We start from the raw sequence: 16753 nt of genomic DNA, 5'->3' as shown, positions 1-16753 counted from the left end.
GCGCCCCTTCCCCCGTCCGACCCTTCACCTGTTCGACGCGGTGGGGGACGGGGAATGTTACGGGGCGCCTGGGGATGTCCTGCCGCCGTTACGCGGCTGCCGCCACACCGTCCCGGTCGAGCGGCTTCGCGGCCTCGCGCGCCGACTCGCGGGTGGGCTTGCGGGTGGGGAAGACCAGCAGGCGCAACGTCGCGAAGCGGGCGACGCCCGCCAGGGCGGACGCCCCCAGATACACGGCCTGCGCCAGCAGGGCGCCGGGGTGCGGGTGCGCGTGGTCCAGCGTCAGGACGGCCGCCGTCGTGAACAGGTATGCCCCGAGCAGCGTCAGCGCCGACTTGCTGTGCACCCGCCACCCCGCCCATCCGCCGTCGGCGGACCTGAACGTGATCCGGTGGTGCAGCTCCGTCGCCAGCAGCGTCGACACCACGGTGACCACCGCGTTCACCAACGCGAACGGGGCGTGACCCGCCGCCGCCACCAGCACCGCGCTCGACAGCAGCCCGACGCCTCCGCCGCACACCACGAATTTCCCGAACGCCGCCGTCTTCGCTGCCGCTCTCTCCCCGCCCACCGTCTTCTTCATCCCCCCACCCTCCCCCCGCCCACTGACACGGCGCCCACACCCCACTGACACGCTCGCGCTGTGCGGTACGCCGATCTTTTCCCGGCCCCGCCCCCGGGGCGGCTCCCTCCCTCTGCGCGGCACGCCGATCTCTCCCGGCCCCGCCCCCGGACGACCCCCTTTGCCCAGGGCGGCACACCGATCTTTTCCCGGCCCCCGCCCCCGGGGCGGCTCCCCATTGCCCAGGGCGGCACGCCGATCTCTCCCGACCCGCGCCCTCGGGGCGGCTCCCTCGCGCTGTGCGGCGCGCCGATCTTTTAGGGGCGCGGGGAACTGCGCGGCCCGCCCCCACCGGGCTGCCAGCCCGGAAACAACCGCAACTGCCCCACTGGGGCCGGTTTTTCGCCCGCGCCACCGCGCCGGCTGAGCGCGCAGTTCCCCGCGCCCCTAAAAGATCGGGCCGACCCCCGGACGAAAGACGGCGCGCCCCGTCAGAGGCGCTGGGGGCACCTCCCGGCCGAAGGTTGGGGGAGGAACTGCGCGGCCAGCCCCCACCGGGCTGCCAGCCCGGAAACAACCGCAACTGCCCCACTGGGGCCGGTTCTTCGCCCGCGCCACCGCGCTGGCTGAGCGCGCAGTTCCCCGCGCCCCTAAAAGATCGGGGCGGCCCCCGGACGAAAGACGGTGCGCCCCGTGAGGGGGAAGCGTCGTGGCTGAGCGCAGCGGCGAATTGGTCGGGTCCGGCCGCGGCGTGCCGCGCCCCCGTTGCGGCGGTGGATGAACCCACCCGCGCCGCCGGGCCGGACCCGGAGGTCAAGCATGGAGGGGGGCGCCAACCGGCCGCTAACATGGGGCTAACGCGCCGTTCGGGGGAACGGCCAGAGAGGGCCACGGATGCGGTTCGAGCTGCTCGGAGCTGTGACCGTGGAGGGTGGCGGCGTCGGCTCGGCGAAGGCGCGGGCACTGCTGGCCGCGCTGTTGAGCAGTCCGGGCCGGGCGGTGCGCCCGGAGGCCCTGAAGGCGGCGATGTGGGGCGAGGAGCCCCCGCCGACGGCGACGGCGTCGCTGCACAACCATGTGGCGCGGCTGCGACGGCTGTTGGCCGAGGACGACCGCCCGGGTTCGCGCCTGCGAGCGGTCCCGCAGGGCTACGTACTGGACGTGGCGGCCGGCGAGCTGGACGCCGAGGTGTTCGTACGGCATCACGCGGCGGCGCGGGCGGCGCACCGGGACGGGGACTGGCCGGCGGTGCTGGCCGAGTGCCGGGCGGCGCTGGCGCTGTGGCGGGGCGACCCGCTGGCGGACGTACCGGCGCTGTCGGACCCGCTGCGGGCGTACGCGGCGCATTTGGCGGAGGCGCGGCTCCAGACCCTGGAGTGGCGGTTCGACGCGGAGCTGGCGCTGGGCCGCCACCAGGGAATGGCGGCGGAACTGGCGGCGCTGACGGCGGCGCATCCGCTGCGCGAGCCGTTCCACCGCCAGTGGATGCTGGCCCTGCACCGAACACACCGTCAGGCGGAGGCACTTGCGGCCTTCCACGACCTGCGCCGCACGCTGGTCGACGAGTTGGGCGTGGAGCCGGGCCCCTCGGTGCAGGCCGCGTACCGCGAGATCCTGGCGGCCCCGCAGGACGAAGCGGCCCCGCAGGAAGCCCAGCCGTCCGCTCCCCCGGCCCAGCTCCCGGCCGACACGGGCGACTTCACCGGCCGTACGGACGAACTGGCCGCGCTGCTCGGGGTGATACGCCCCTGCGACCCGGACGCCCCGCGCGTGGCGGTCGTCACCGGCATGGGCGGCATAGGCAAGACGGCGCTCGCGGTGCACGCGGCGCACCGGGCGCGCGGCGACTTCCCCGACGGCGTGCTCTACGCCGACCTGCGCGGCTTCGGCGCGGGTGACGCGCGGCGCCCGCGCGACCTGCTGGCCCGGTTCCTGGGCGATCTGGCCGACGGCGGAGCGCCGGGCACCGGCGGCGCGCTGCCGCTGCCCGAGGACCCGGACGACCTGTCGGCGCTGCTGCGCCAGGCCCTGCACGGCCGCCGGGTACTGCTGGTGCTGGACAACGCGGGCGACGCGGCGCAGGTGGTGCCGCTGCTGCCGGGCCGCGGCGACAGCGCGGTGATCGTGACGAGCCGCAGGACGCTGGCGGATCTGCCCGGCGCGGTACGGCTGCCGCTGGAGCCGCTGGGCGCGGAGGAGCAGCACCGGCTGCTGGTCGCGGTGTGCGGGCAGCAGCGGGTGGCGGCCGAACCGGCCGCGGCGGCCGGGGTGTTGGCGGCCTGCGGCGGACTGCCGCTGGCGCTGCGGATAGCGGGCGCCCGGCTGGCGGCCCGCCCCAACTGGCCGCTGACCGCGCTGGCGGAGCGGCTGGACGGCGCGGGCGACCGGCTGCACGCGCTGTCCGCGGGCGGCCTGGCCGTGCAGGACACCTTCGCGATGAGCTATCTCGCGATGCGCGACAGCCCGCAGGCCGCCGAGCGCGAAGCGGCCCGCGCCTTCCGGCTGTTGGGCCTGTGGCCGGGCCACCCGCTGGACCTCACCCCGGCCGCCGCGCTGATCGGCCGCGACCCCGCCCCCGCCGAGGACCTGCTCGAAGCCCTGGTCGACACGCACCTGTTGCAGACTCCGCGGGCCGGCCACTACTCCTTCCACGACCTGCTCGGCGAGTACGCGGCGACCCGCGCCGCCGAGGAGGTGCCGCCGCGGGTCCGCGAGAACGGCCTGCGCCGCCTGCTGGTCTGGTACACGGTCACGGTCGCCGGGACCGCGGCCCTGCTCGCGCCCGAGGGCCATCCGATACCGCCGCTGCACGAGCAACCGGCCGTGCCCCCGCTGGAGTTCGACAGCGAGGAGGCCGCGCTGCGGTGGTGCGTCAAGGAGCTGCCCGCGGTCAAGGAGGCGATACGGCTGGCGGCGGCGCGCCGCTGGCCCGACGTGGCGTGGCGGCTGGCGGCGGGTCTGTTCGGCTACGCGCAGGCGTACTGGTGGACCGGTGAGTGGGACCTGTGCCTCCAGGAGGCGATGGCCTGCGTGGAGGAGACCGGGGACGTCCAGGGCCGGGCGTGGATGCACAGCAGGCTCGGTGTCGCGCACGGCATGGCCGATCGGGTGGACCCGTGCCTTGAGCATCTGGGCGTCGCCCGGCGGTACTTCGAGGCGGCGGGCGACCTCCAGGGGCAGGCGGCGATCCTCAACAACCTCTCGGGGCTGCACCACGCGCTGGGCGACCACGGTCTCGCGCTGGAGTACGGCAGGCAGTCGCTCGACCTCCACTACGCGGTGGGCGACGCCGACCGGGTCGCGACCGTGCTGGGCAATCTCGGTGACGCGCACCTGGGCGCGGGCGACCCGGCCGCCGCGATCGCCTGCTACCGGCGGGCGTTGGGGATGTGGCGCGAGCGCGGGCTGCTGACCAGCACGGCGCGCAGCCTCACCAGCCTCGGCGAGGCGCTGCGCACGGTGGGCCGGTACGACGAGGCGGTCGCGGCGCTGGAGGAGACGGTCGCGATCCTGGACCGGCTCGGGGACCGCGGTACGGCGGCCGACACCCTGGAGGTGCTGGCCCGTACGCACTTCGAGCGCGGCGACCCCGCCTCCGCCCGCAAGCACTGGGACCGGGCCCTGGAACTCGCCCGCACCTACCGCCTGGAGGCGAAGGCGCGGACGATACTGGCGGGCCTGGCCCGGCTGGACGCGTGCGAGTCGGCGTGCGTGCGGCAGAACGAGGACGGGGTCGCGTAACAGCGGGGTGCGGCGGCGTACGGCGGGGTCAGACGGCCATCTCGCGCGGCACCGCCGCCAGCGCGTCCTGGATCGCGGTGATCAGCGCCCGCGCGGAATCCGCGGTCAGTTCCAGGGCGACGCGGGCCGACGGCCCCTTGGCGGGGGCGGCGAAGTCGATGTTCAGGGTGTGCTCGGCCAGCGCGTGCACGGGGTGGTCGAAGTAGACGGTCACGTCGGTGACGTGGAACCAGGAGCTGCCCGGCCCCTTGGCGCTGCCCTCGACCTCGGCCTTGACGGTGGAGTACGTGCACATGGTCAGCCCTCCAGGTGCTTGCCGTAGAAGTCAGTGATCCGCTCCCAGCCGTCCTGGACCGCCGGCACGTTGTAGTTGGGGCGGTCGACGGCGAAGAAGCCGTGCCCGGCGCCCTCGTAGCTGTGGAACTCGTACTCCTTGCCGAGGTCGGTGAGGATGCGCTCCAGTTCGGCCACCTCGGCGGGGCTCGGGTGGCTGTCGGCGGCGCCGAACAGGCCGAGCAGCGGGGCGCCGAGGTTCGGGAGCTGGTCGACGAGGTTGGTGATCCGCAGGATGAAGCCCTCGGGGACGGTGCCGGTGACGAAGGCGCCGTAGCAGTCGACGGCCGCGTCCACGTCGAGGCGGCAGGCGCTGAGCACGGCCTGTCGGCCGCCCGAGCAGTGGCCGATGACGCCGGCCTTGCCGTTGGAGGTCGGCAGGGCGCGCAGGTACGCGACCGCGCCCTCGACGTCGCCGACCAGCCGCTCGTCCGGGACCCCGCCGTTGGCGCGGCCGACCGCGGCGGCGTCGTCGGGGGCCGCGCCGGGCGCCTCGCGGTGGAAGAGGTTGGGGCAGACGGCGTCGTAGCCCATCTCGGCGAACCGCCGCGTCATCTCCTTGGTCGGGCGGTCGTATCCGGGCAGGTGGTGGATGACGACGACACCGCCGCGGCGGTGGTCGCCCTCCGGTCGGGCCACGTACGCCTCGATCTCGTCGCCGCCGTGGCCGGTGATCGTGACGGTGGTGGCGGTCAGGGAACCGCTGGGGGAAACAGTCATGCGCCAGCTATACCATAAGCCTGGACTGATAAGTTTATACTGATCATCATGACGACCAGCAGCGACACGGCCGGCACCACGGCCGGGCGGATCGCGGTGGACCTGCGCGCGGCACTGAGCCCGCTGGTGCGGCGGCTGCGGCAGGTGAAGCCGGACGGGGAGCTGACCTTCTCGCAGATCTCGGCCATGGTCCGGCTGGACCGGGAGGGCCCGGCCACCGCGACGGAGCTGGCCGCGGGCGAGGGCATCAGGCCGCAGTCGATGTGCACGATCGTCGGCGCGCTCCAGGAGCGCGGCCTGGTGGTCCGTGACCCCGACCCGTCCGACGGCCGCCGCATCGTCGTCTCCCTCAGCCAGGCCGGTCTCGACGGCCTGCACGGCGCCCGCGCCGAGCGCGCCCGCCGCCTGGCCCGCGCGATCGACGAGGAGCTGACCCCCGAGGAGCAGCGGCTGCTGGCCGACGCGATTCCCCTGCTGGAGAGGATCACCCGCCGTGTCTGACCCCGCGGAGCCCGACCCCTCTGACATACCCTCCCGCGCCGCCCCGCCCGCTCCGGGGCCCGCGGCCCCCCGCCCCGACCGCTACAAGTGGATCGCGCTGTCGAACACCAGCCTCGGGATGTTCATGGCGACCGTGGACTCCTCGATCGTGATCATCTCGATGCCCGCGATCTTCCGCGGTATCCACCTGGACCCGTTCGCGGCCGGGAACATCAGCTATCTGCTGTGGATGATCATGGGGTATCTGCTGGTCACCGCGGTCCTGGTGGTCACCCTCGGGCGGCTCGGCGACATCGTCGGCCGGGTGCGGATCTACAACCTCGGCTTCGTCGTCTTCACCCTCGCCTCGGTCGCGCTCTCCTTCGACCCCGCGCACGGCGGCGCGGGCGCGATGTGGCTGATCTGCTGGCGGATCGTCCAGGCGGTGGGCGGCTCCATGCTGATGGCGAACTCCGCCGCGATCATCACCGACGCCTTCCCCGCCGAGCAGCGCGGCATGGCGCTGGGCATCAACCAGATCTCGGCGCTGTCCGGCCAGTTCGTCGGCCTGGTGCTGGGCGGACTGCTGTCGGCGTGGGACTGGCGGGCGGTGTTCTGGGTCAATCTGCCGTTCGGCATCCTCGGCACCGTGTGGGCCTACCGCTCGCTGCGCGAGACCTCCGCCCGCAGGCAGTCCCGTATCGACTGGTGGGGCAATCTCACCTTCGCCGTCGGCCTCGGCCTGCTGCTGGTCTCCATCACCTACGGCATCCAGCCCTACGGCGGCCACACCATGGGCTGGCTGAGCCCGAAGGTGCTGACCGGGCTGATCTCCGGCGTCGTGCTGCTCATCGTCTTCGTGATCGTCGAGACGCGTGTGGCGCAGCCGATGTTCCGGCTCGCGCTGTTCCGCAGCCGCGCCTTCGCCGCCGGGAACGCGGCCTCGCTGCTGGCGGCGGTCGCCCGCGGCGGGCTGCAATTCATGCTGATCATCTGGTTGCAGGGCATCTGGCTGCCGCTGCACGGCTACGACTTCGACGACGCGCCGCTGTGGGCCGGGATCTTCCTGCTGCCGCTGACCGCCGGGTTCCTGATCGCGGGGCCGCTGTGCGGGTGGCTGTCCGACCGGTACGGCGTCAGGGCGTTCACCACCGGCGGTCTGCTGGTCTTCTCGCTCAGCTTCGTCGGCCTGCTCCTGCTGCCGATCACGTTCTCGTACTGGGCGTTCGCGCTGCTGATCATGTGCAACGGGATCGGCTCCGGGATGTTCTCCGCGCCGAACACCTCGGCGATCATGAGCAGCGTGCCCGCCACCGACCGCGGCGCGGCGTCCGGGATGCGCTCGACGTTCCAGAACTCCGGGATGTCGCTGTCGATCGGCGTGTTCTTCTCGCTGCTGATCGTGGGCCTGGCCGACCGGCTGCCGTCGGCGCTGGACAGCGGGCTGCGGGCGCAGGGCGTGCCGCCGGACGTGGCGGCGCACGCGGCGTCGCTGCCGCCGGTCTCGACGGTCTTCTCGGCCTTCCTCGGGGTCAACCCGGTGCAGACGCTGCTCGGGCCGACCGGTGTGCTGGACACGCTGCCCGCGCACAACAGGGCGGTGCTGACCGGGAAGGAGTTCTTCCCGCATCTGATCTCGGCGCCCTTCCACCACGGGCTGGTGATCGTCTTCGCGACGGCGGCCGGGATGGGCCTGCTGGCCGCCACCGCGTCGCTGCTGCGCGGCGGACCCGCGACGCGGGCGGTGGCGGCCGAGGCCAAACCGCCCCAGGTCAGGGCCGGTTCAAGACGATCGAGTTGACCGGGGTGAGGTTGTACGACCAGTGGTCGTTCAGCTCCAGGGTGATCCGGCAGTCGCCGCCGTTGTACTGCCAGCAGAGCTGGGCGGTGGCGTTGGCGCTGCCGTACTGGTTGTTGAGCACGGTGTGGTTGCCGAGCTGGCCGCTCAGATTGTGGGCGCCGTAGCTGTAGAAGATGTCGGTCGGGTGACCGGCCGTGTAGTCCGCGTTCTGCGCGTAGATGCAGACCGCGCCGCCCGGACAGCCGTACGCGGGCTTGTCGCTGGCGTGGGCCGAGCCGGTGCCGACCGCGGCCACGGCGGCGGTGGCGATGGCGAGCGCGGCGGCGCCCCGGGTGATCCTGCGCATGGTGATGTCCCTCCGTCCGCGGCCGGACCCCCGCCGGCCGTCGTGTCGGCGGCCGGGTCCCGCCGGCCGCCGTCACCGCCTGACGCTAGGAGAGGCCGGGCCCGGTCCGCTCCTGACGAATGACAGGGACTGGCGCGACGGTGCCGTCGAGGCGGACCTGGAGGGCGGGGTGCGGCGGGTTCGCGAAGCCGAGACCGGTGTAGAGACCGACGCCGTCGGAGGTCGCGTTGAGGTTGATCACCCGCGCCTGCGTCTCGTCGGCGAACCAGTCGAGCACGGCCTCCATGCAGGCCCGCGCGTAACCGCGGCGCAGGCGGCGCGGGTCGGTGCAGACGTTGGAGATGTGGCCGTGCAGGCCGCTGAGGTTGGCCGGGCCCGGCGCGTGCCGGTCGCAGGCGCCGACCGCGTTGCTGACCACGCCCAGTTCCGGGTCGTCCACGACGAAGGCGGCGAATTCGCCGGTGGCGGCGAGGCGTTCGGTGAACCAGGTGCGGGCCCGCGCCCGCCACGGCGCGTCGTCCCCGCCGACCCGCGTGCCCATCGCGTCGAGCATCACGGCTCTGAGACGTACGAGGGCGTCCGCGTCGGCGGCCGTCGCACGGCGCACGATCACGTCGGGGGCCGGGTCCGAGGCGGCCGGGCCTGAGACGGCCTGGCCCGGGGTGGCCTGGCCCGAGCCCAAATCCCTTTCGGGGGCGGGGAGTTCACCGTCGGTGCCGATCTTCATACAGCGCATTGTCACTCATACGGACAGCGCACGGCATCTCAGTTCCCCGAGCCCTTCACAAGGGCGCCCAGGAGTGGTAGGTGGGGCGGATGGTACGTGACGGTGGTACGGGCGGCCTCGCGGTCGTCCGTACCACCGGGTTCCGGAGTCGGTGCTCCGGACTCAGTACCGGATCAGCGGTCGGGGTCGATCCTCCGGTCGGTGTCGGCCCGTCGTTCGGTGCCCAGTCCGCGGTCGGAACGCACATCGCGGTCGGTGCTCATCGTGCGGTCCGAGCTGAAGCCGCGGTCCGTGCTCATCGCGCGGTCCGCGCCCGTCCGGCCGCCGGCCGGGAGCCCGCGGCTCTTGGACCGGCCACGGCCGAGCATGCCCATGCCCATCGTGGCGAGTCCGACCAGGCAGATCACCGCTCCGGTGATCACGTTGCTGAGGATGGTCTTGTGCACGTGGGGGCTACCGGACACCACCCAGGGTGCGACGATCGTGAACGCGCCGATCACCACGGCGGCCCAGCCCAGTCCGTGCGTACGTTCCAGGACGGAGCCGAAGCCCAGGGCCAGGACGGCCAGGGCGATGCCGAGGATCAGGTTGGTCACGGTGAGAGCGCGGAAGCCGGTGAATCCGGCCACCCACGGCGAGATCGCCAGGTAAAGACCGGCCAGCAGAGCCAGACCTTCGACCAGACCGGCCCATGGCTTCGCCGCCGCTTCCTCGTACCGGCCCCGAAGGGCCATCAGGTCCGGGTGGGTATCGATTCCCGTCGTCGGGTTGGTCGATTCGGTGGCCATTCGAGCCACCTCCTTTGCTGAGTGCAGTCGCTTCTACCACCGGATGTCCTTCGGGTCTCCGCCCCGAAGCTGCCGCATCCTCACACAGCGTAAATCGCCTGATACCACTCAGGCCACTCGGATGGCGTACATATCTCCTCATATCGCCCCGCCGCCCCCCGTCGGACCCTTGCGGCGACCGCCCAAGGGCGTTTCCTCGCCGATTTCGCGGGGCGGGGCGAGAGCGGGGGTGAGGACGGGGCGAGACCGGGGGGCGAGGGCAGGGGTGCGGGCGGGGTGACAGGGCCGGATCACCCCGGCGGATCACCCCGGGGGGTGACGACCGCGGCCGGGGCGCTCCGTAGCGTCCGGCCGGTCGGCGCACCGGCCGACCCCCGACGGGAGGCGGAACCCGATGGGTGCGCTCGAAGTGCCGGCCGCGGTCGCAATCGCGGTCCACGTGATCGGACGGCAGCTCCGCGGCGAACCGCTGCGCGGCAGGCGGCTGATCCTGCCGCCCGCGGTCTGACCAACTCCGAGATCGCCTCGACGCCCTTCCGCAGTCCCAACACCGTCAAGACGCACATCAACCCGGCCTCGGCTGACGTCTCCGCCTCGACTGACGGACCGTCACCTCGCCCTACGCGTAAGGCAGTCGGGCCTCAGCGGGCGCCGAGCGCCTCCACCGTACGGACCAGCGGAGCGAGTTCGGGCTCGCGGGCGGCCTCGTCGAGGGCTTCGCGCAGGGCGCGGTCGTTGGCGGGCCGGGCCTCGGCGAGCAGGGTGAGGCCGGTTTCCGTGACGTCGGTGTAGATGCCGCGGCGGTCGGTGTCGCAGAGGTAGCGGACCAGCAGGCCGCGGTCCTCCAGGCGGCTGACCAGCCGGGTCGTGGCGCTCTGGCTGAGCACGACCGCGTCGGCGACCTTCTTCATCTGGAGGTGGCCGCCGGGGCCGTCGTGCTGCTTGCTGAGCACGTCGAGCAGCGAGAACTCGCGCACGCTCAGCTCGTGCCCGGCCTGGAGCGCGCGCTCGATGCGCGCCTCGATCCTGCCGTGCAGCAGGGACAGCGCGCACCAGCCCTGGGCCAGCGCCACGGTCTCGGTCATCCTCGGCTCCTCCACCGGCCTCGCGGCGGCTCGCACCACGGCCATCCCGACCGGCCGGATCGAACCGGTCGGTCCAGCGGTCGTCGTCGGCCGCACCTTCAGGATAGCCCGCTTCCGCAATAGGCGGCGTTTGCACTTATCCCGCGTCTGCAATTATTGTGGGCGCTGGCTAAACATGCGCCGGTCCCGTACCCGTCCCGTACCGCCGGTTCCGTCCCCTCTCCCTCCGGAAGGTGTTTCCCATGCCGCTCGCGCTGCTCGCCCTGGCCCTCGGGGCCTTCGGCATCGGCACGACCGAATTCGTGATCATCGGGCTGCTGCCCGACATCGCCGGGGACTTCGGGGTGTCCATCCCGACCGCGGGCTTCCTGGTGACCGGCTACGCGCTCGGCGTCGTCGTCGGCGCGCCGCTGATGACCGTGCTCGGCACCAGGACCTCCCGCAAGCGGATGCTGATGCTCCTGATGGGGCTCTTCATCGCCGGGAACCTCGTCTCCGCGGTCGCGCCCACCTTCGCCCTCATGCTGGCGGGCCGCATCGTGGCCTCCCTCGCGCACGGCGCCTTCTTCGGCATCGGCTCGGTCGTCGCGGCCGGTCTGGTCGCCGCGGAGAAGAAGGCCGGGGCCATCGCGATGATGTTCACCGGCCTGACCGTGGCCAACGTGGTCGGCGTACCGCTGGGCACCTTCGTCGGGCAGTCCGCCGGGTGGCGCGTCACCTTCTTCGTCGTCGCCGGTTTCGGCGTCCTCGGCCTCGCGGGCATCGCGAAACTCGTCCCCGAGATCCCCCGGCCCGAGGGCGTACGCCTCGGACACGAGCTGGCCGCCTTCCGCAACGTCCAGGTACTGCTCGCCATGGCCATGACCGTGCTCGGCTTCGGCGGCGTCTTCGCCGCGATCACGTATCTCGCGCCGATGATGACGCACGTGACCGGCTACGCGGACTCCTCCGTCACCTGGCTGCTGGTGCTCTTCGGGCTCGGCATGGTCGGCGGGAACCTGCTCGGCGGCCGGTACGCCGACCGGCGGCTCATGCCGATGCTCTACGCCACGCTCGGCGGGCTCTCGCTCGTCCTCGCGCTCTTCACCGTCACCGCGCACAACAAGGTGGCCGCCGCCGTGACGATCTTCCTGATCGGCGCGCTCGGCTTCGCGACCGTGCCGCCGCTCCAGAAGCGGGTTCTCGACCAGGCGTCCGGCGCCCCGACGCTCGCCTCCGCCGTCAACATCGGCGCCTTCAACCTCGGCAACGCGCTGGCCGCGTGGCTCGGCGGGCTCCTGCTCTCGGCCGGGCTCGGCTACACCGCCCCGAACTGGCTCGGCGCGGCCCTCGCCGCGGCGGCGCTGGCGCTGGCCCTGACATCGGCCGCGCTCGGCCGCGCGCGCGGGGTCGCGGGCTCCCGGGCCGTCCTGACACACGAGGCCGAGCACCTCGAAGCCCGGCCCCTCGAAGCCCGGCCCCGCGGCAGCGCGGCGCACCGGCCATGTGCGGGAGAAAACCGGCCGTGCGGCGACGCGGGCGCGCAAGGCAGTGACGGAGTGTCAGCGTCCGTGCAAGAGTAGTGAGTTATGACTCATGGGGACGGGGAACCGGGCCGCAGGATCCGGATTCGGGTCACTGGCGACGACCCGCAGGATCTGGAAGCGCTGTACCGCTGGCTGAAGCTGGAGGAGTGGTTCGCGCAGGCCGAGGCGGCGCGTGAACTCACGGTGGAGCAACGGGAGTACGACGGCGTGCGGCCCGACGCGGAAGAGCGGCCGGACGGCCCGTCGATGGGCGGCGTCCTCAGCGAACTGGTGCTGGTGATCGCGGGCGCGGCCGTCACCCCGGTCTTCGAGGACCTGTACAACCGCGCGAAGATCGCCGCCCACGCGTGGGCGGACAACAGCAGCAGTGCCGATCACCCCATGGTGACCGACGTCCAGGCGGACGACGCCGACGAGGAGCCGGAGGACGACGAAGGCGGAAGGAACACCTAGCCATCGTGTCCTCGCATGCTTACGACCCACGCGGCAAGGCCAATCGCGCACTGCTCTTCGGGGTGTACCGGTACGACCACTTGGACGACCTGCCGGGCGTGCGGCACAATCTCGGCGAGTTGGTCAAAACCCTGGTGGCCGGAGGGGTGTTCGGGGCCGACGAGGTCCAGCAGGCGGTGCCCAGGACCCAGCTCGAATTCCTCTCGCGCCTGGAGACCGAGGCCAAGGCCGCCAAGGGCCTGTTCCTGCTCTACTTCGCCGGGCACGGCGGAGTGGACCGGAACGGCGAAAACTTCCACCTGCTGGTCCGCGAGTCCCGCAGGACCGGCCGCGACGGCTACGCGGAGGCGGTCTCCTGGAGCAGCCATGTGCTGCCCAAGCTCAGGGACATCGCCGAACGCCGCCTGGTCGACCGGATCGTGGTGATCCTGGACTGCTGCTACGCGGGCAACGCGCTGCTCGAATTCAAGCCGGGCGACCTGCTTCCCGGCAGGGACCGTATCTCGGTGCTGACCGCCGTCCAGATCAACCGCCGGATACAAGGGGGCAACGGGCACGAGCCGACGCCGTACACCAAAGCGCTCATCAGGCTGCTGCGCGACGGGCTGCCGAGGACCGATGAGGACGTCGGGCCGGAACAGGCCGCGCGGATCGAGCTGATCCCCCTGTCGGGCGCGGTGTACGAGGCGATGCGGCACAAGTTCACGGAAAGCAAGGACCCGTGGGTGCCGCGTCACCACGCCGCCGAGTCCCGGCAGGACGTGCTGCTCGGGCTCTCGCCGCGGCTGCTGGAGGAGATGGACCGGCAGAACGCCGCGGGCCGGGCGGCCGGGTGGGGACGCCGCCGAGAGCGCGGACGCCACAGAGAGCGCGAGCGGCGCAAAGGCCGTCCCCGTAACGAGAGTTCGGGTAACGGCGGCCCCCGCAAGGACCGCAATCTCAGGGTCCTGATCCCGCTGCTCACCGCCTTCGCGGTGCTCCTCGCCGGAGGCGGCTACGGCGTCTACACGTGGGTCGGCGGGAGCACGGCCTGCCCGCCGCCGGTCGAACTGCGGCTGCTCACCGACCCGGACGCGGCCCCGACCGTGAAGAAGGCCGTGGCCGCGTATCTGACCTCGGGCGACAACCACACGGGGAGCGGCTGCCGCCGCTCCGGGATCAGCCTGGTCGACCCCAAGTCCACCGACGCGGTGACCGGTTTCCAGCACGCGGCCGACTGGCGTACGCCGCGCTCGACCGGTGAACTGCGCCCGCAGCGCGACATCGGCGCGCAGCCGGACATCTGGATACCGGGGTCCGAGGTCACCCTGGCCCGCGCCAAGTCCCTTGTCGGCAAAGGCGACGACGTGGAGTTCGGCTCGCTCGGCCCGGTCGCGTACACCCCGGTCGTACTGGCCATCCCGACGACCCTGGCCAGTACCCCGGCCTCGGTCAGGGGCACCCCGCTCGGTCAGCTCCTCGACCAGCTCAGGCGCAACAACCCCAAGGCGGTGCCGGTGCTCCGCGCCGATCCCGAGTCCACGGACTCGGCGCAGCTCGCGACGGTCGGGGTGTACGGGCAGAACGGCGCCGCGCCCGTGAACGACGCGGTGGTGGGGCAGTTCGAGCGGCAGGCGGCCCAACTGCGCCCCGCGCAGCCCGACTCGTACGCGCTGATGTGCGCGCTGGCCGGAGCGGACCCCGAACTGAAGGACAACGCGGCGGTGTTGGTGCCCGAGCAGGTGATGACGCAGTTCAACAACCACGCGGGCGCCAAGACGCGGGTGGGCTGCGACAACAACAGGCTCCACCTCCGCGCGCCGCAGTATCCGGCCGATGTCGCGCCGCTCGACCTGCCGTTCGTGCACGTCACATGGAAGGGCGCGGACCGCGACGCGACGGCCAGGAAGGACGCCGTCGGCCGGTTCCACACGTGGCTGACCGGCGCGGCCGGGCAGAAGGTCTTCACCGACGACGGCTACCGGACGGTCGGGGGCCCGACCGGCACCGCCAGTGGTTCCGCGAGCGGCACGGCGACGGACACGGACTCCGGGGCCGCCTTTCCCGGCGGTACGGTCATGCCCGCCACGGACCCTCCCGACGCCCAGTGGCTGGCGAAGTACGCCGCCGCCGTGGGCAGTGCGCTGGACCGCTACCGGCACGCGCTCGGCCCCGGCCGGGTGCTGTACCTGCTGGACAAGTCCAGCTCGATGGACACCTACTGGAGCAATTCCGCGGGCGCCCTCGACCTGCTGTCGCAGTCGCTCGACACCTTCGGGCCGGACGACGAGTACGGCGTGTGGACGGTGGTCGGCACGCCGCCGACGCGGCAACTGGTGCCGCTGGGCAGGCATTCCGACCTCGCCGGTATCCGCGGCAAGGTCAAGGCGACGAAACTGGTGGACGAGGAGTCCTACCCGGGACCCGCGCTGGACGCCGCGCTCACCGAGATGACTGAGCGCCAGAAGGCCACGAGCGGCGCGCAGTTGATTGTCTACATCACGGACGACGAGGACGACGGGCACTTCAGTGGCCGGGATCTGCCCGATCTGCTGGCGCGGATCGCCGCCCGTCCCGTACCGGTGGAGTGGGTGTCGCTGGCGCCGGGCGGCGGCTGCGCGGCCGGGTCGGTCGGCGCGCAGATCGCCAAGACCAGCGGCGGGCGCTGTCTGAACGCGTCGAGCAGCCAGGTCTCGGAGCTGCGCGACGACGTCGCCCGCGCGGGAACGGGGAACGCCCGGTGAGGCGCCGTCGCGCGGCGACCGCCGCCGCCCTGTGCCTGCTCGCGCTCGCCGCCGCCGCGTGCACCGGCGGGGGCGGCGGGGGCCGTGCCGCACAGCCCACGACGACCGGCGACGGCGAGATCATCGTGGCCAGCGGTCTTGACGTGACCGGCAGCGACGGGGTGCGCCAGCAGCTCATCGAGCAGTGGAACGGGACGCCGGAGGGCAAGCGGCACCCGGCGCGGCTGGTCGAACTGCCCGGGGAGGCCGACCAGCAGCGCAGCCAGTTGCTCGGCGCGCTCCAGTCCGGCAGTTCCGCGTACGACGTGGTGAATCTGGACGTCACCTGGGTGCCGGAGTTCGCCCAGGCCGGGCTGATCAGCCCGCTCGACCACCAGATGAATCTCGACGACGGGGACGTCATCCCGTCCGTCGCGGGCACCGCACAGTGGGACGGCCACACCTATGCGGCGCCCTTCAACAGCGATGTGGGGCTGCTCTATTACCGCGTCGACACCATCAGAGCCATCGGCATCGATCCGGCGAGCTTCCCGAAGGCCGACACCACCTGGCAGGAGCTCCAGACGCTCATCAGCGATGTCGACGCCGACAAGGACCACCAGCCCAAGGGCTACATGGCGGGGTGGACGAGCCAACTCGGCGCGTACGAGGGGCTGACGGTCAACGCGATCGAGGCGTTCGCCTCGGTAGGGGTCCAACTCACGGACGCCGAAGGTCACTACACGGCCGACCCGGAGAAACTGCGGGCCGCTTTGAGTGAGTTGAAGTCCCGCGTGGGCCATGACGAGACGCTGCCCGAGGCGCTCAGCTCCGACGAGTCGACATCGCTCGGCGACTTCGCGGCCGGGCACACCGTCTTCCTGCGGCACTGGCCGTACGCGTACGGCGCGCTGTCGCGGACGTTCGGCCCGTCGCAGATGCAGGTGGCGCGGCTGCCGGGGAAGGCCGTGCTCGGCGGGCAGAATCTGGCCGTGGCGGCGGGGTCGCCGCGCGCGAAGTACGCGCTGGACCTGATCAAGTACCTGACGAACGCGCAGTCGGAGCGGTGCCTGCTGGACGCCGGATTCGCGGCGACGCGGGAGTCGGCGTACAAGGACGCGAAGGTGCGGTGCACGCTCGCGCCGGGCACGAAGGGGCCCGGGGGGTCCGGGGGCTCCGCGGGCTCCGGCGGCTCTCCGAGTCCGGGGGCCTCGGCGTCGTCGGAGTCGCACGACATGCCGCGCGACGCCGACGGCCGCCCCGAGTACGCCTCTTCCACGCTGCTGACCGCGCTGACCCAGGCGGTGCAGCGCCCCCGCACTCCGTACTACGGTGCTCTCACCCAGCTCCTCCAGACGCAGTTGCACAACTGGATCACCGACACCGGCCCGTTCAGCAACGGCAGTTCTTCCTTCGACTCGGGGCCGCTCGCCGGCTCCCTCGACCGGTCGCTGGCGAAGATCCTGAAGGGCAAGTAGGGCGCTCGCGA

Annotated in this window: 13 protein-coding genes and 1 pseudogene; 7 read left to right on the top strand and 7 right to left on the bottom strand. The window is 72.5% G+C overall.

Going from position 1 to position 16753, the window contains the following annotated elements:
- Positions 1-88: 88 nt before the first annotated feature.
- On the bottom strand, positions 89-583 hold the full coding sequence (locus BGM09_RS35615) for a GtrA family protein (protein ID WP_188285885.1): 495 nt from the start codon (positions 581-583) through the stop codon (positions 89-91).
- 873 nt (positions 584-1456) lie between these two features.
- On the opposite strand from BGM09_RS35615, the gene BGM09_RS35610 reads away from it, so the two are divergent.
- A complete protein-coding gene (locus BGM09_RS35610) occupies positions 1457-4303 on the top strand; it encodes an AfsR/SARP family transcriptional regulator (RefSeq protein ID WP_188285884.1) in 2847 nt (948 codons plus the stop codon).
- A gap of 28 nt (positions 4304-4331) precedes the next feature.
- Here the strand turns inward: BGM09_RS35610 and BGM09_RS35605 are convergent, their stop codons facing one another.
- The gene (locus tag BGM09_RS35605) at positions 4332-4598 is read right to left on the bottom strand and encodes a DUF6295 family protein (protein WP_188285883.1); all 267 of its coding nucleotides are present in this window, start codon (positions 4596-4598) and stop codon (positions 4332-4334) included.
- Between the two features lie 2 nt (positions 4599-4600).
- Complete coding sequence (locus BGM09_RS35600; protein ID WP_188285882.1) at positions 4601-5356, bottom strand: dienelactone hydrolase family protein; 756 nt, start codon at positions 5354-5356, stop codon at positions 4601-4603.
- Between the two features lie 48 nt (positions 5357-5404).
- Between BGM09_RS35600 and BGM09_RS35595 the strand changes: the two genes are divergently transcribed.
- Together BGM09_RS35595 and BGM09_RS35590 are read left to right on the top strand one after the other, a co-directional pair.
- Entirely contained in the window at positions 5405-5857 is a 453-nt protein-coding gene (locus BGM09_RS35595) for a MarR family winged helix-turn-helix transcriptional regulator (RefSeq protein WP_188285881.1), read from the top strand.
- Between the two features lie 118 nt (positions 5858-5975).
- Positions 5976-7637 carry an MFS transporter gene (locus tag BGM09_RS35590; RefSeq protein WP_188285906.1) on the top strand — a complete coding sequence of 554 codons (1662 nt, stop codon included), beginning with the start codon at positions 5976-5978 and terminating at the stop codon, positions 7635-7637.
- On the opposite strand, the gene BGM09_RS35585 is transcribed toward BGM09_RS35590, so the two are convergent.
- From BGM09_RS35585 to BGM09_RS35570, 4 genes are all read right to left on the bottom strand, one after another.
- A complete protein-coding gene (locus tag BGM09_RS35585; protein ID WP_188285880.1) occupies positions 7609-7983 on the bottom strand; it encodes a hypothetical protein in 375 nt (124 codons plus the stop codon). The genes BGM09_RS35590 and BGM09_RS35585 overlap by 29 nt on opposite strands.
- A gap of 85 nt (positions 7984-8068) precedes the next feature.
- A complete protein-coding gene (locus BGM09_RS35580; RefSeq protein ID WP_188285879.1) occupies positions 8069-8710 on the bottom strand; it encodes a GNAT family N-acetyltransferase in 642 nt (213 codons plus the stop codon).
- A 173-nt stretch (positions 8711-8883) separates the two neighbouring features.
- Positions 8884-9498: an SPW repeat protein gene (locus BGM09_RS35575; protein ID WP_188285878.1), complete on the bottom strand. Its 615-nt coding sequence runs from the start codon at positions 9496-9498 to the stop codon at positions 8884-8886.
- A 641-nt stretch (positions 9499-10139) separates the two neighbouring features.
- The gene (locus BGM09_RS35570; RefSeq protein ID WP_188285877.1) at positions 10140-10583 is read right to left on the bottom strand and encodes a MarR family winged helix-turn-helix transcriptional regulator; all 444 of its coding nucleotides are present in this window, start codon (positions 10581-10583) and stop codon (positions 10140-10142) included.
- A 242-nt stretch (positions 10584-10825) separates the two neighbouring features.
- On the opposite strand from BGM09_RS35570, the pseudogene BGM09_RS35565 reads away from it, so the two are divergent.
- The 4 genes and pseudogenes from BGM09_RS35565 to BGM09_RS35550 all read left to right on the top strand — a co-directional run.
- Positions 10826-12010 (top strand): annotated as a pseudogene (locus BGM09_RS35565) (MFS transporter); the annotation flags it as partial.
- Between the two features lie 141 nt (positions 12011-12151).
- On the top strand, positions 12152-12562 hold the full coding sequence (locus tag BGM09_RS35560; RefSeq protein ID WP_188285875.1) for a hypothetical protein: 411 nt from the start codon (positions 12152-12154) through the stop codon (positions 12560-12562).
- Between the two features lie 5 nt (positions 12563-12567).
- Entirely contained in the window at positions 12568-15285 is a 2718-nt protein-coding gene (locus BGM09_RS35555) for a substrate-binding domain-containing protein (protein WP_188285874.1), read from the top strand.
- Positions 15282-16742 (top strand): extracellular solute-binding protein, encoded by a 1461-nt coding sequence (locus BGM09_RS35550; RefSeq protein ID WP_188285873.1) that lies wholly within the window; start codon positions 15282-15284, stop codon positions 16740-16742. The genes BGM09_RS35555 and BGM09_RS35550 overlap by 4 nt, the downstream gene beginning before the upstream one ends.
- Positions 16743-16753 lie beyond the last annotated feature (11 nt).

Origin of the sequence: Streptomyces sp. CBMA29 (genome assembly GCF_014596445.1) — a bacterium.
Taxonomy (GTDB): Bacteria; Actinomycetota; Actinomycetes; order Streptomycetales; family Streptomycetaceae; genus Actinacidiphila.
Note: the sequence above shows the minus strand (reverse complement) of the source record. Positions and strands in the feature narration are given on the sequence as shown.

Excerpts from the sequence above, each read along its gene's own strand:
- BGM09_RS35615 (WP_188285885.1), bottom strand. The coding sequence starts at position 583 with ATGAAGAAGACGGTGGGCGGGGAGAGAGCGGCAGCGAAGACGGCGGCG.
- BGM09_RS35610 (WP_188285884.1), top strand. The coding sequence starts at position 1,457 with ATGCGGTTCGAGCTGCTCGGAGCTGTGACCGTGGAGGGTGGCGGCGTC.
- BGM09_RS35605 (WP_188285883.1), bottom strand. The coding sequence starts at position 4,598 with ATGTGCACGTACTCCACCGTCAAGGCCGAGGTCGAGGGCAGCGCCAAG.
- BGM09_RS35600 (WP_188285882.1), bottom strand. The coding sequence starts at position 5,356 with ATGACTGTTTCCCCCAGCGGTTCCCTGACCGCCACCACCGTCACGATC.
- BGM09_RS35595 (WP_188285881.1), top strand. The coding sequence starts at position 5,405 with ATGACGACCAGCAGCGACACGGCCGGCACCACGGCCGGGCGGATCGCG.
- BGM09_RS35590 (WP_188285906.1), top strand. The coding sequence starts at position 5,976 with ATGTTCATGGCGACCGTGGACTCCTCGATCGTGATCATCTCGATGCCC.
- BGM09_RS35585 (WP_188285880.1), bottom strand. The coding sequence starts at position 7,983 with ATGCGCAGGATCACCCGGGGCGCCGCCGCGCTCGCCATCGCCACCGCC.
- BGM09_RS35580 (WP_188285879.1), bottom strand. The coding sequence starts at position 8,710 with ATGAAGATCGGCACCGACGGTGAACTCCCCGCCCCCGAAAGGGATTTG.
- BGM09_RS35575 (WP_188285878.1), bottom strand. The coding sequence starts at position 9,498 with ATGGCCACCGAATCGACCAACCCGACGACGGGAATCGATACCCACCCG.
- BGM09_RS35570 (WP_188285877.1), bottom strand. The coding sequence starts at position 10,583 with ATGACCGAGACCGTGGCGCTGGCCCAGGGCTGGTGCGCGCTGTCCCTG.
- BGM09_RS35560 (WP_188285875.1), top strand. The coding sequence starts at position 12,152 with ATGACTCATGGGGACGGGGAACCGGGCCGCAGGATCCGGATTCGGGTC.